This is a genomic window from Pseudomonas sp. R1-15, assembly GCF_051132085.1.
Taxonomy (GTDB): domain Bacteria; phylum Pseudomonadota; class Gammaproteobacteria; order Pseudomonadales; family Pseudomonadaceae; genus Aquipseudomonas.
In genome coordinates this window covers 2,588,870-2,603,301 of the sequence record NZ_CP071660.1, presented here as the reverse complement: position 1 = coordinate 2,603,301, position 14,432 = coordinate 2,588,870, and the positions used below count along the sequence as shown (strand labels likewise).

Genomic DNA, 14,432 nt, shown 5'->3' with positions numbered 1-14,432 from the left:
CATTTTGCTTGTTTGGAATAAGCCACCCAATGCGGCGGCTTAATGCAAGAGCGTCGGGCTCAACCCGCCGAAGCAGGCTCGGCCATGGCGACCACGACCTTTCGCGCGCCCTGGAATGTCGAGCGGCCGTGAGCCACCAGCATGTTGTCGAGCATCAGCACGTCGCCCGCCTGCCAGGGGAAAGTCACCTGGCAGCGCTGCAGTACGCCGCGCACATGCTCCAGGGCTTCCAGCTCGATGGGTGAACCGTCCCCGTAGAAAACATTACGTGGCACACCCTCTTCGCCAACGATGGAAATCAGCGTCTCGCGTACCGGCGCAGCGAGATTGGAGATATGAAACAGATGCGCCTGGTTGAACCATACCCACTCCCCGGTCACCGGATGCTGGGCCACGGCCTGGCAGACCTGGCGCGTGGACAGCTCGCCGTCGTCCGTCCATTGGAACTGGATGTGGTTGGCGCGACAGAATTGTTCCACCTGCGAGCGATCTTCGGTGCTGAACGCCTGCTGCCAGGGCAAGTCGAGGCCGTTGCCGTAGTTGCGCACGTACATCAGGCGTTTCTCGGCGAAGCGCTGGCGGATCGCCGGATCGAGTTGCTGGTAGACGCTGCGGCTATCGGCGATCGGGGTTTCACCACCCACAGGAGAAGCCTGTACGCAGTGGAACCAGATCTTCATCGGCCAATTGAGCGAATAGGACTGCTCGTTATGCAGCGGGATGACCTGGTGGGCAGGGTATTCAGTGGAGGTGTATACGCGGTTATTGAGCTTGGTGCGCGGCGTGGAGGCGTAGTCGTAGGTCAGCAGCTCATGGCCAAAACCGCGGGCAAACTCCTCGAAATCAGCTTCCCCGTTGAAGGCAAACCCGCGGAACAGGATGCCGCCGACATGCGGCAACTCGGCCTCGACTGCCTGCAGGATCTGCGCTCGGCTATCCTGCCAGCGAGCCCCCGTGGCGGGCGCTTCGAAAATGAACGGCAAGGTCTGCTCGTTGCCCGGTACGCCTTCCATGGATTGAACCTGTGCACGCGCCAAACCAGTTTCCATTTGTAATCCCTCGCCATTCCGATGAGCGTATTTTTCGAGAGCACAAACTAATACAAACGAGTAACAACCGCAATAGAGAATGATTGTCATTAATGACGATAGTATGACAGCTGCTACGATTCACTTGCCCTGGAGCACACTCTCGCGCTCAGCGATATGGGACATCAGCAGGTAAGCGGACCCCAGCAGGCCTTGCATCGTATCGGCATAACGACTGCGGTTCAGGTAGAGAAACTGACGGTTCTTCACGGCGAACAGGTTCCGCCATTGAGGGGACTGGCGGAAAGCTGCGGTGCTGGTTTCCGAATCGAGCAGCTCCTCATAGGTGTCGATAATGAAATCACTGTCGAAGTCACCGATTCGCTCCAGGCTGTAGGGCACATTCTGCCGCGCCTCACGATACGCGGCGACACGCCCCAGCCCGAAATCAGCGATAACGTCATCCATCCCGCCACGGCCGATCAACTGGAAACCATCGGTATAGACTTCCAGCGTGGTGACAGTGATGCGCGCAGGGTCCTTGACGCGCTTCTTGAACTCGCTGACCACCCATTGGTATTCGCGAAGCATTTCTTCATAGCGCTGTTGCTTGCCGACCAGGTCGGCGAGTTCCTTGGCGTAGGTCTTGATATCGCTCTCTCGCGACGGCAACAGAACGACCGGGGCGATCTTGCTGAGCTTGTCCTTGAGGTCGGCGTGATAGGACAGGCCGATGATCAGGTCAGGCTTCAACGCCGCAATGGCTTCGAGGTCAGGCGACTGGTGCGAGCCGATGTATTGAATGCCCGCCACATCGAAGCGCTCCTGCGCGCCACGAAACAGCACATCCGAAAACAGCTTTTTGCGCCCTGTCGAGCCGCAGGGCTTGATACCCAACTCCAGCAACTGGGTGGTCAGGCTGAAATCATGCAAAGACACGATGCAACGCGGCGAAACGGGCACTTCAACCCGGCCGAAACTGTTCTCGAACACCTTGGTTTCAGCCGCGCCAGCAGGCATGGACAGCAATGCCAACGACACACACAGCATGCCGAGCAACCCTTGGAATACTCCCTTCACCCTTCCCCGCACGCGCTTGCCTCCAGATAACTTCAATATGAGCGTCGCTGTGTTCTCAGCGACTCCGTTGACGCGCCAACAAGACGATCAGATAAGGCGCCCCGATGATCGCGACCACCAGCCCTGCCGGTAACTGCAACGGTGGGAAAAGCCCCCGCCCCAGTGTGTCGCCCGCCAGCACCAGCAGCGCCCCCGTCAACGCGGATAAAGGCATCAGGGCGCCGTGGCGATCACCCGCCAGTTGGCGCGCCAGGTGCGGGGCCACCAGGCCGACAAAGGTCATGGTGCCGACATTCGCCACCGCTGCCGCCGTCAGCATGACGCTGCAAAGCAACAGGAAGGCCATGACACCCGTCACATTCAGGCCTCGGCTGAGGGCGACTTTTTCACCCAACTGCAACAGGTTCAACTGGCGATGAAAAAACAGCAGCGGCGCCCCCGCCAGCAGCAACCAGGCGGCGAGACTATGGACCTGGGCCCAGCCGGCCCGATGCAAGCTGCCGCCCAGCCACATCAAGGCTGACTCCACCTGGTCGATATTGCCGTATGTGATGAGCAGGTCGGCAACCGCACTGAGCATGGCGGTCAGCCCGACGCCGACGAGGATCAGGCGCAGCGGCGAGATGCCCTGGCGCCACGACAGCAACGCGACGAAGAACGCCACGGCCAGCCCACCGGTCAGTGCCGCCAACGGATACAGCTCCAGCGGCAGCAGCGTGGGCCAGAGCACGATGATCAACAACATGGTGACGCTGGCGCCCGACTCCACGCCTACCAGGCCCGGCGCCGCCAGGGGATTGCGCGTCAACGATTGCATCAACAGGCCGGCCAGCGACATCGCCGCCCCGGCGAGGATCGCCAGCAAGACCCGCGGCAGGCGCAACTCCCACAGCAGATTACGCGTCGTCGGGTTGGCCTGGTCAGGGGCTGCCAGCGCTTGCCAGGCCTGGGCAACATCCAGTGAATAACTGCCGACCGTCAGTGCGTACAGGGCCAACGCAACCAAGGCAAGCAGCAACACCAGCACCGAAATCAGGTCGATCGGCCGGGCCACCCAGGGCAGCAACGGCAGCATTCTGGGCAGGGTCAGCCCCAAGCGCATCATCGGACTTTCCTCAACACCAGAACCACGAAGATCGGCCCGCCGATCAGCGCCGTGACGATCCCGGTATTGAGCTCGAAGGGACGCACCACGGTCCTCGCGGCGATGTCCGCCAGGATCAGCAGCAGTGCGCCAAGCAAGGGCGCGGCCAGCAGCAACCGACGGTAGTCATCGCCGAACAACAGGCGCGCGGTGTGAGGCACCACCAGCCCGACAAAACCGATCGGCCCCGCCAGGGCCACGGCGCAGCCTGACAGCAGAACCACCGAAGCCAGGCCGAACAGACGCATCTTCAACAGGTTGACGCCCATGCCGGCGGCGGCCTGCGGACCCAGCCGATGCGCGTTCAACGCGCGGACGTTGACCAGGCAGAGGAACATGCCCAACACGGCATACGGCCAGACCCACGCCTGCATCGAGCCTCCGGTCACCCCGATCGAGCCGGTGAGCCAGCGCCGCAGGCTGTCCAGCCCCTGCTGATCAAGCAACAGTAAAATCGAAGTGATAGCACTGAACAACGCCGCGATCATCGCCCCGGACAACGTCAGTCGAATCGGGTTGTGGCCCCTGCCCGCCAGCAGCAGAACACCAACGGCGGCGACCAGGGCGCCGCTGAAAGCAAACAGCGGGATCATCGACAGATCGTGGCCCGGTAGCACCAGCAAGCCGAACACGACGAACAATGCCGCGCCGCTGTTGATGCCGAGGATCCCCGGGTCGGCCAATGGGTTGTCGCCCACCGCCTGCATGATCGCACCGGCCAGACCGAGACTCGCGCCCACCAGCATGGCCACCAGCAGGCGTGGCAGGCGGCTGCCACGAATGACGCTCTGGTCGGGGCTGTCTGGCGAATAGGCGACCAAGGCCTGCCACGCCTCGCTCCAGGGGATGCTCTTGGCGCCCACCGCCAGATGCAGCAGCGCGGCCAGGGCAATCGCAATCAGCAGGCCCAGCCACACCGGCAAGCGCAAACCGTGGATCACATCGCCTCCCGCACAGCCGACGGCTGGCTACGGGTGGTTTGCGGGACACATAACGGATCGCCGGAATAAGGGTCGGTAATGATGTGCGCGTCCAGGTCAAAGACCGCCTTGAGGTTTTCCCGGGTGAACACCTCGGCAGGCGCGCCCTGGGCCAGCAACCGACCCTCGCGCATCATCACCAGGTGATCGGCGTAACGCGCGGCCTGGTTGAGGTCGTGCAGCACCGCCACGATGGTCTTGCCTTGCTCACGCAGATCCACCAGCAATTCGAGCAATGTGATCTGGTGCGCGATGTCGAGAAAGGTCGTCGGTTCGTCCAGCAGGATCACCGGAGTGTCCTGGGCCAGGGTCATGGCAATCCAGCAGCGCTGCAACTGCCCGCCCGACAGGGTGGCCAGCGAGCGATCCAGCAAAGGCCCGATACCCGCCAGGTCGATGGCGCGATCAATCGCCTGCTGGTCCTGGTCGGACCATTGGCGCCACCAGCTCTGCCAGGGGAAGCGCCCCTGCATCACCAGCTCCCGCACGCTCATGCCGGCCGGCGACGTGGTGCGCTGGGGCAACAACGCCATTCGTTGCGCCAATGCGCGGCGAGAATACTGTCCCAACGATTTTCCGCCCAGGTGCACGTCACCCGCGCTCGGCCGCAACATATGCGCCAGTACATTAAGCAGCGTGGTCTTGCCGCAGCCGTTGGCCCCGATCAACGCGGTGAAACAACCTTCGGGAATATCCAGGCTGACACCGTTGAGAATCTGTTGCTCGCCATAGCTCAGCCGCACGTTGCTGGCTTTCAGCATGACCGTCCCTCCAACGCCCTAGAGGGCCTGATCGTTTCGTCCATCGTACAGATCCTCCCGGATCATTTCCCCCTGACAACACAGGGAAATCCACCAAGGGCCAAAAAAGTGGGGCACAGAATATGTCGAAACCAAAATAATTTCGCTATAAGCCTGACAATATTAATGCAAACCCTTATCATTCACAGTCAGATTATGGCCAGTAGACACTAACCTCGTTCGTCTGCCCGATGCCGCTGGACCGGGACAGCAGGCCTGCGAAGACAAAAACAACCCCAAGGACTTCCTCGATGCTCGTCAGAAAAACAATAGTTGGCACCGAAAAACGTTACGTCTCGCGTCATCCTGCGTTTCACCTGAGCACGCTGGCACTGGCTTTGGGGAGCATTTTTTCAGCACAGGCGATGGCCGCTCAAGAAGAGGCCGCCGACAAGGCCCCTCTTCAACTCGGCGAAATCAACATCAACGCCGCCGCGGTGGAAAACCCGACGGCGCCGCTGGCCGGCAAAGTCGCCTTGCGTAACGGCAGCGCCACCAAATCCAACGCAGCCATCACCGAAACGCCGCAATCGGTTTCCGTGGTGACCGCCGATGAAATGCGTGATCGCAAGTCCGACACTCTGGCAGATGCCCTGAGCTATACCCCGGGTTTCACCAGCCAGCCAAGCAGCTTCAACCGCACCTCCGACCGGTTCCGCATGCGCGGATTCGACGTCGAATCCGCCACGGGCGGTTCGCTACGCGACGGCATGCGCTTGCAGTACAACTCTTACGACGGTGTGCAGGAACCCTATGGTCTGGAACGCGTGGAGGTCGTGCGCGGCGCGGCTTCGGTGTTGTACGGCCAACTGTCGCCCGGTGGCTTCGTCAACGGCGTGAGCAAACGCCCGACCGAAACCCCACAGCACGAGCTGGGCATGCAATACGGCAACCATGACCGCAAACAACTGACCGCCGACTTCAGCGGGCCGCTCGGCGACAGCGAAGTCCTCAGCTACCGCTTGACCATGCTCAAGCGCGACAGCGACACCCAGCAGGACTACATCAACGACGACAAGCTCTACATCGCCCCGGCCCTGACCTGGCGCCCCAATGAAGATACGTCGCTGACCCTGCTCTCGTTCTATCAGAAGAGCGACACCCGTTTCTCCGCCCCGCTGCCCTATCAATTGGTCAAGGGCGTGGGCAACGGGCCGGTCACCATCGGCCGCCACGATTTCATCGGCGAGCCCGATTACGACGACATGAATGGCGAGATGTCCGCCATCGGTTATGAGTTCGAACACCGCTTCGATGAGCACACCCGTATCAGCAACAAACTCCGTTACTACGAAGCGGATGTGAAGTGGAAATACATGCAGGCACAGACCAGCACGGCAGCCATCAACGGAGCAGCCAATACCGGCGTCCTTCGTCGTCAGTACAGTGACCGGCGCGAGCGTTCCCGGGCACTGGCCAGCGACACCAACATCGAGACGCGCTGGAACATTGGCGGTATTGAAAACACCTTCCTCGTCGGCGCGGATACTTATGATGCGTCGTATGACTCGCACAATTTCCGCGCCAACTCGACATCGATCAATATCGGTGACTACAACTACGGCCAGCCAGTTGTTGTAGACAAGCGCCGGAACCGTGACCGTGGTTCGCAGATCGATACCTTCCAGACCGGCATCTACCTGCAAGACCAGATCAAGTTCGATGATCACTGGCTGCTGCTGTTGGGCGGTCGCCATGACTGGGCCGACCAGGACCAGGAAGGCTTCGCCACCGGCCAGAAGCTGAGCCAGGACGACGAATCCACCACCTGGCGCGCCGGCTTGGTGTACGAGGCCGATAACGGCTTGGCCCCTTACATCAGCTACAGCGAATCGTTCTTCCCGGTAGCGGTTGCCGATGCTCCTGGCCAGACGTTCGAGCCGACCGAAGGCAAGCAGTATGAAATCGGTATCCGCTACCAGCCTCCTGGCAGCAATACGCTGTTGAGCGCAGCGGTTTATGAGCTGACCCAGGAAAACGTCGTCAAGCGCGACCTCGCCGGTAACAACCCGCAGCAGATCGGCGAACAGCGCTCCCGTGGCCTCGAACTGGAAGCCAAGAGCGACGTCACGCCTCAACTGACAGTCATCGCGACGTATGCCTACACCGATTCACGCATCACCAAAAGCGTAATCCAGAGCGAAGTCGGCCAGCGCAGCGAAGATACGCCTTACCACCAGGCCGCGCTGTGGGCTGACTACAACTTCGCGCTCTTCGGCGTGCCACAGCTGAAGGTGGGCGGCGGCGCGCGCTACAAAGGCACCACACAGGCGTCGGGCATCGATTCACAATTGCCCGCCTACACCCTGTTCGATGCCATGGCCAGCTACCAGATCGACAAGAACTGGGACGTCTCCCTCAATGCGAACAACGTGACAAACAAGAAATACGTTTACTGCGAAGCAGCCATCTGCCGCTACGGCGACGAGCGCGAGCTGGTGACCTCCGTCAACTTCCGCTGGTAAAACCCCTGGCTCGGTCGGCGCCGACAAGCGCCGACCGAGCCATTTCGCGCTGAACGAAAACCTTTTCAAGCCCGCTGCCCCCCCTTCATCGCACCCGCCACTCTGAACTCTCTTTTGACTTGACGCATCAGATGTCGATCGTCATATTACGATCATCATAAGACAGACAATAACCGGCCAAGAGGGTTGATCCATGGAAACTGGAAGTGCATCAGCGATTGCGCAAGCGCAGCCAGAGGCATCGCGTCCAGCCCTGACCGGTCGAGTCGTGGCCCTGCTCGCAGGCCTCGCGGCGATCGGCATGCTCTCCACCAACATCATCCTCCCCGCGTTCCCGGTCATTGGCGATGACTTGGGCGTGACCGCCCGCGAACTGGGCCTGACGCTCTCCAGCTACTTCGTCACCTTTGCCCTGGGCCAGTTGGTGGTCGGGCCGCTGGCCGATCGTTATGGGCGCAAGAAGCTGGTGCTGGGCGGATTGTCGGTGTTCATGGTCGGGACCGTCATCGCAGGGCTCGCCACCACGCTCGATGTCATGATCGCCGGGCGCATCGTCCAGGCATTGGGCGTGTGCGCTGCCTCGGTGCTGTCGCGCGCCATCGCTCGGGATCTGTTCGAAGGCGAGACGTTGGCCCGCGCCCTGTCGTTGACGATGGTCGCCACCGCCGCCGCGCCGGGTTTTTCACCGCTGGCCGGCAGCCTCCTGACCGTCACGCTCGGCTGGCGCGCCATCTTCATCCTGGTGGGATTGGCCGCCGTGGTGCTGGCGTTTTTTTATGTTCGTGATCTTGGTGAAACCCATCCCGCCAATCGCCGGGCGCCGCACTCCACCGGCAGCGTCGTGCGCGCTTACGCAAGGCTGATGGCGGACAAGCGCTTTATCCTCCCCGCCCTGTCGATGAGCCTGCTGCTGAGCGGCTTGTTCGCTTCTTTCGCGGCCGCCCCGGCGATCCTGATGAAAGGCATCGGCCTGACGTCAGTGCAAGCCGGCCTGTATTTCGCCTCGACGGTGTTCGTCGTGTTCGCCGCCGGCATGGCAGCCCCGCGCCTGGCGCACCGCTACGGCACGCGCACCATCGCCTTGCTGGGCATTGCCTGCGCCATGCTCGGCGGTGGCCTGCTCGTGGTCGGGCCGGCTGACCCAGGCCTGGGCTGGTATGCCGTCTCGATGGTGACGTTTCTCTGGGGCATGGGCCTGGCGAACCCGCTGGGCACCGCCATCACCATGGGGCCTTTCGGCAAGGAGGCCGGCATGGCCTCGGCGTTGCTGGGATTCTTGTCCATGGGCGCGGCGGCGCTGACCACTTGGCTGGCCCGTATTGAGCTTTTCGCCCATCACCACGCTGGGCGCGATCCAGGCGCTGACCTGCCTGATCGCGCTGCTGCTGTTCTTCTTGCGCCGCTGAGCCGACGTCAGTCTTCCCAGCGACGGAACAGCACGCTGGCGTTGACGCCACCAAAGCCGAACCCATTCGACAGGGCGTGGGTGATCGGCATCTTCCGCGACGTCAGCCCAACCAGATCGAGCCCGCTGGCTGCCTCATCCGGATGAAGCAGGTTCAGCGTCGGCGGCACGATCTGATCACGAAGCGCGAGCACGGTGAAAATGGCTTCGATGCCTCCGGCGGCGCCCAACAGATGCCCGGTGGCGGATTTTGTCGAGGTGATCGCCACACCGGAGTCCACGCCGAACACCGCGCGAATCGCTGCCAGCTCACCTGCGTCGCCAACCTGAGTGGAGGTCGCGTGAGCATTGATGTGCTGCACCTCGGCGGGGCTGATACCGGCTTGGCGCAAGGCTTGCTCCATGGCGCGGCGAGCACCGTTGCCGTCCTCCGGCCCTGCGGTCAGGTGATAGGCATCGGCACTGGTGCCATAACCGACCAGCTCAGCCAGGGGCTTGGCGCCACGTGCCAACGCATGCTCCAGCGACTCGATCACCAGCAAACCGGCGCCTTCGGCCATGACAAAACCGTCGCGATCACGATCAAACGGCCGCGAGGCCTCTTGCGGGCGCTCGGCGAACCCGGTAGACAGCGCGCGAGCTGCCGCGAAACAGCCCAGTGTCACGCGGTCTATCGCCGCCTCGGTACCACCGCAGATGGCAATGTCCGCCTCGCCACTCCTGATCAGCCTGGCCGCGTCGCCGATGGCCTGTACGCCGGCGGCGCAAGCCGTGACGGGTGCGCCCAGCGGCCCTTTGAACGCATGCCGGATCGACACCTGCCCGGCCGCCATGTTGGCCAGGAAAGCCGGCGCGGTGAACGGCGACAGACGACGCGGGCCACGACTGTCCGTGGTGCGCACGGCATCGGCAATCGTGGCGAAACCACCCACGCCCGAGGAAATGATCGTGGCGGTCCGCTCCTGATCGATGGCCTCGACGGGATGCCAGCCGGCCTGCTCCAGGGCTTCGTGAGCCGCCACCAGGGCGAACTCGATGAAGCGGTCCATCTTCTTGCGATCCTTGGGCGCGATGAGGCGCTCCGGGTCGTAACCGGCAATGCCGTCCTCTTCAAGGGTCGGCACTTGCCCACCCACCGCGACGCCGGTGCCTTCGGTGACGTCGGCGGACAGATTGCGAATGCCGGAATGCCCGGCCAGCAATCGCTGCCACACCTCATCCACGACGCAACCCAGCGGCCCGACCATGCCCACACCGGTGACGACGATTCGTTTCAGACCTTGGTGATTTTTCATGCTGCCCTCTTCGTCTCGGGACGGATCTTGAACCAGATGGAATACATCGCCGGCAGGAATACCAGCGTCATGATGGTGCCGACGAACGTGCCACCGATCAGGGTGTAGGCCAGCGTTCCCCAGAACACCGAATGGGTCAGCGGAATGAACGCCAGGATCGCCGCCAGCGCCGTGAGCAGCACCGGCCTGGCTCGCTGCACCGTGGCTTCGATCACCGCGTGGAACGGATCGAGGCCTTCATTGGCGTTGTGATGGATCTGCCCGATCAGGATCAACGTATTGCGCATCAGGATGCCCGACAGCGCGATCAGCCCGACCAGCGCATTGATGCCGAACGGCTGATTGAAGATCAGCAGCGTCGGCACCACGCCAATCAAGCCCAGCGGTGCGGTAAGGAAGACCATGATCATCGCCGAGACCGAACGCACTTGCAGGATGATGATCAGCAGCGTCATGGCGACCATGATCGGCACCAGCGGCACGATGGCCTTACCGGCCTTGCCCGACTCCTCGATCGCGCCCGCCTGCTCGATACGGTAGCCGCTGGGCAATCTGTCGATCACCGGTTGCAGTTGCTTGATGATTGCGCTGGAGACATCCGGAGGTTGCAGGCCTTCGGCGATGTCGCCGCGCACGGTCATGGTCGGCGTGCGATCACGTCGGCGCAGGATCGGGTCCTCCATGCGCACATCGACTTCGCCCACCTGGGACAGCGGAATCCGCTGGCCCGTCGCGCCCACCAGGGTAAAGCCCTCTATTTTTGCGGGGTCGAGGCGGATATCGCCGGCAGCGCGGCCGACCACCTGCACCGAGCGGATGTCCTCGCGGACCGCCGTGATCGGCACGCCCGTGAGCAGGAACTGCAGTTGCTGGGCGACTGCGCTGGACGTCAGCCCCACCGCCTGCAAGCGGTCCTGGTCGAGGTTGAAATGCAGCGTCGGCGCCAGCGGCCCCCAATCGGTGTTGACGGTCCTCATCAGTGGGCTTGCCTGCATGATGCCCTCAACCTGGCTGGCGATCTCGCGCAGTTTCGCCGGATCCGGCCCCATCACCCGATAGGCCACGGGGAACGGCGAGTAAGGGCCAAACACCAGCTGGGTCACCCGCACCCGCGCCTCTGGGGCAAGCCCTTCGGCGACCGCTTCACGCAGACGGAACTTGAGGGCTTCGCGCGCCTCCTGGCTGTCGGTCAGGACCACGATCTTGGCGAAGGACGGGTCGGGGAGCTCCGGCGCCATCGCCAGGTAGAAACGCGGCGCGCCTTGACCGATATAGGCGGTGACGATCTTCGCCTCTTCCTGCTGTTGCAGCCAGGCTTCGACCTTCGCGGTGGTGGCGCTGGTCTGCTCGATGGAGGTGCCATAAGGCATCTGCACTTCCACCAGCACCTCTGGGCGGTCCGAGGTCGGGAAGAACTGCTTCTTCACCAGGCCCATGCCCACAATCGCTACGAAGAACGTTGCGATCACCGTCCCGGCCACCCACCACTTGCGTGCGATGACACGGCTCAGTATCTGGCGGAAGCGGTTGTAATGGCGGGTGTTGTAGATGGCCGCGTGACCACCCTCGACCTGCTTGATGTCGGGCAGCAGCTTGACACCCAGGTACGGCGTGAACGCCACCGCGACCACCCAGGAAGCGATCAGCGCAATGCCGACGATCCAGAACATGTTGCTGGTGTACTCGCCGGCGGTCGATTGGGCGAAGCCATTGGGCATGAAGCCGATGGCGGTCACCAGGGTGCCGGAAAGCATCGGCGCGGCCGTGTGGCTCCAGGCATAGGCGGAGGCCTTGATCCGGTCGTAGCCCTCCTCCATCTTCACCACCATCATTTCAATGGCGATGATGGCGTCATCCACCAGCAGCCCGAGCGCCAGGATCAGCGACCCCAAGGTAATGCGGTCGAAGTTCTTGCCGGTGGCGGCCATGACCACGAACACCACCGCCAGGGTCAGCGGCACCGCTGCTGCGACCACCACCCCGACGCGCCAGCCCATGCTCAGGAAGCAGACAAGCATCACCACCAGCAGCGCGACGAAGAACTTGACCATGAACTCGCCGACGGCCGAGTCGATATTCACCGATTGGTCGGTGACCTTGGTCAGCGTCATGCCCAGTGGCATGCCCGCATTGATATTGCTGGTTTCCACATCCAGCGCTTTGCCCAGGTCGAGGCCGTTCCAGCCCTCGCGCATGATCACGCCCAGCAACAGCGCTTCTTCGCCGCCGTTGCGCACCAGGAATGTGGCCGGGTCTTCGTAGCCGCGCTCGACGGTCGCCACGTCCGACAGCTTCAGCGAGCGACCTTGTACCACCACCGGTGTATCGCGAATCTTCTGCAACTTGTCGAAGGCGCCGTCCAGGCGCAGGAAGACCTGCGGCCCGACGGTTTCGATCGACCCTGCTGGCGTGAGCATGTTCTGGCCGTTGAGGGCGGCAAAGATTTCCTGCGGCGAAACCCCCAGGGTCGCCAACCGATCATGGGAAAAGGACACGAAAATCCGTTCGGCCTGCTCGCCAATGATGTTGACCTTTTTTACACCCGGCACGTGCAGCAGCCGTTGGCGCAACGCCTCGGCGTCACGCACCAGCAATCGCTGCGGCTCGCCTTTGGCTTTCAGGGCGAACAGCGCAAAGGTCACGTCGGAAAACTCGTCGTTGACCATCGGCCCGATGACACCGGCCGGTAGCTTGATGGCTTCGTCGGCGAGCTTCTTGCGCGCCTGGTAGAACTCCTCCTGAACCTGGGAAGGCGGCGTGCGGTCGACCAGCGACACCATGGTGAACGCGAGCCCCGGGCGCGTATAGGTTTCCGTGCGGTCGTACCACTTCAATTCCTGCAGGCGTTTTTCCAGCGGCTCGGCGACCTGGTCCTGCATCTCCTGGGCCGTCGCCCCTGGCCAGGCGGTGATGACGGTAAGTTGCTTGACGGTGAACGGCGGATCTTCCGCGCGGCCCAGCTGGAAGAACGCCAGGACACCCGCGACAGCAATCAGGAACAACAGGAACACCGTGATCGAGCGCTCGCGAACGGCGAGCGCCGAGAGATTGAAGCTCATGGACGATTCTCCGCAACCTTCACATCGCCCGGTTGAGCCAGCCTCACCTCTTCACCCTCGCGTAGCAGATGCGCGCCCAGTGCGACGATCCGCTCGCCGACTTTCAGCTCGCCCGAGACTTGCGCAGTGTCGTCGCTCAGGCCCAGTAGCTGGAGCGGACGCCAGGAAACTTTTGCCGGTTCACCGGCGATCACCCAGACGCCGGCACCTTTGCCCGAGTCGTGCAGCGCGGCGATCGGCACTTGCAGCGCCTGCCCCGACCGGGTGCCCGGACTGATGCGCAGCATCACTGTCGAACCCAGCGGGGCATTGGCCAGCGCGCCCTCCAACACATAACGTGCCTCGAAGGTGCGTGTCACCCGATCGGCGGAATCCGACAGCCACCTGAGCTTGGCGTTAACCGTCGCGGCGGCGTTGCCATAAAGCCTCGCCTGCGCGGTTGCGCCGGGGCCGGGCCGCAGGGTCTCGGGCAACTGCACAGCGGCTTCGCGCTGGCCTGCACGCGCCAGTCGCACGACGATTTGGCCAGGGGTGACGACTTGTCCGGGCTCGGCCAGGGTCTCCATCACCACGCCATCGGCGTCGGCCAGCAGCACCGCATAACCGGAGGCATTGCGCGCTACGTCAGCCTGCGCCTGGGCGGCGCTGAGTTGCGCTTTCGCGGTGTCGGCGGCGGCCTTGATCTGGTCGTAGCCCGAGGCGGAAATAGCGCCCGCAGCGACCAGGTCGCGATACCGCGCCTCGTCATCCGCGGTCTGCCGGGCCCGGGCCCGGGCCGCGGCGACGGCCTCCTGCTGCGCGCGTGCCTGCAAGCCGAGATCGATGGGATCAAGGCGCATGAGTGGCTGGCCCCGCTTGACGGTCTGGCCAGTGTCGACCAGACGTTCGAGCACCTTGCCGGAAACCCGGAAACCCAAATCGCTCTGGACGCGGGCGGTCACCACGCCGGTGAAGGCGCGCGAGGTATCGGACGCCGCCGATACCTCGGACACCCGCACCAACGGCGCCAGCGTGCGCGGATCCTTGGTGGTGGAGGGCTCACCGCACGCCGTCAGAACGAGCGGCAACAAGCAAGCGGCAATGGTGACAGGTCGGCGCCGGAGCATAGGGTCCCTTACTTGAACGCTAGGATGGAAGGCGCATTCTCAATGCTTGTGACCATTTCTGTCAATCGTC

The 14,432-nt window shown here is 62.9% G+C and carries 9 protein-coding genes and 1 pseudogene; 2 read left to right on the top strand and 8 right to left on the bottom strand.

The window, feature by feature from the left end; genetic code table 11:
* Nucleotides 1–59: 59 nt before the first annotated feature.
* The 5 genes from J3P97_RS11920 to J3P97_RS11900 all read right to left on the bottom strand — a co-directional run bounded on the left by J3P97_RS11920 (nt 60) and on the right by J3P97_RS11900 (nt 4,993).
* The gene (locus tag J3P97_RS11920) at nt 60–1,013 is read right to left on the bottom strand and encodes a TauD/TfdA family dioxygenase (protein WP_434674545.1); all 954 of its coding nucleotides are present in this window, start codon (nt 1,011–1,013) and stop codon (nt 60–62) included.
* A gap of 156 nt (nt 1,014–1,169) precedes the next feature.
* Nucleotides 1,170–2,108, bottom strand: a complete 939-nt coding sequence (locus J3P97_RS11915; protein WP_434674243.1) for an ABC transporter substrate-binding protein — start codon at nt 2,106–2,108, stop codon at nt 1,170–1,172.
* Nucleotides 2,109–2,163: 55 nt separating this feature from the next.
* Entirely contained in the window at nt 2,164–3,213 is a 1,050-nt protein-coding gene (locus J3P97_RS11910) for a FecCD family ABC transporter permease (RefSeq protein WP_434604611.1), read from the bottom strand.
* Complete coding sequence (locus J3P97_RS11905) at nt 3,210–4,193, bottom strand: FecCD family ABC transporter permease (protein ID WP_434568700.1); 984 nt, start codon at nt 4,191–4,193, stop codon at nt 3,210–3,212. Before J3P97_RS11905 ends, J3P97_RS11910 begins: the two co-directional genes overlap by 4 nt.
* Nucleotides 4,190–4,993, bottom strand: coding sequence for an ABC transporter ATP-binding protein (locus tag J3P97_RS11900; protein ID WP_434604609.1), 804 nt, complete (start codon nt 4,991–4,993; stop codon nt 4,190–4,192). Before J3P97_RS11900 ends, J3P97_RS11905 begins: the two co-directional genes overlap by 4 nt.
* 290 nt (nt 4,994–5,283) lie before the next feature.
* On the opposite strand from J3P97_RS11900, the gene J3P97_RS11895 reads away from it, so the two are divergent.
* Nucleotides 5,284–7,497: a TonB-dependent siderophore receptor gene (locus J3P97_RS11895; RefSeq protein WP_434674242.1), complete on the top strand. Its 2,214-nt coding sequence runs from the start codon at nt 5,284–5,286 to the stop codon at nt 7,495–7,497.
* A 193-nt stretch (nt 7,498–7,690) separates the two neighbouring features.
* Nucleotides 7,691–8,903 (top strand): annotated as a pseudogene (locus J3P97_RS11890) (multidrug effflux MFS transporter).
* Nucleotides 8,904–8,910: 7 nt separating this feature from the next.
* Here the strand turns inward: J3P97_RS11890 and fabF are convergent.
* From fabF to J3P97_RS11875, 3 genes are read right to left on the bottom strand one after another with little or no spacing between them, the layout of a single operon-like run.
* Complete coding sequence (fabF, locus tag J3P97_RS11885; protein ID WP_434604605.1) at nt 8,911–10,197, bottom strand: beta-ketoacyl-ACP synthase II; 1,287 nt, start codon at nt 10,195–10,197, stop codon at nt 8,911–8,913.
* Nucleotides 10,194–13,256, bottom strand: coding sequence for an efflux RND transporter permease subunit (locus tag J3P97_RS11880; RefSeq protein ID WP_434674241.1), 3,063 nt, complete (start codon nt 13,254–13,256; stop codon nt 10,194–10,196). The genes fabF and J3P97_RS11880 overlap by 4 nt, the downstream gene beginning before the upstream one ends.
* The gene (locus tag J3P97_RS11875; RefSeq protein ID WP_434674240.1) at nt 13,253–14,362 is read right to left on the bottom strand and encodes an efflux RND transporter periplasmic adaptor subunit; all 1,110 of its coding nucleotides are present in this window, start codon (nt 14,360–14,362) and stop codon (nt 13,253–13,255) included. The genes J3P97_RS11880 and J3P97_RS11875 overlap by 4 nt, the downstream gene beginning before the upstream one ends.
* Nucleotides 14,363–14,432: the final 70 nt, after the last annotated feature.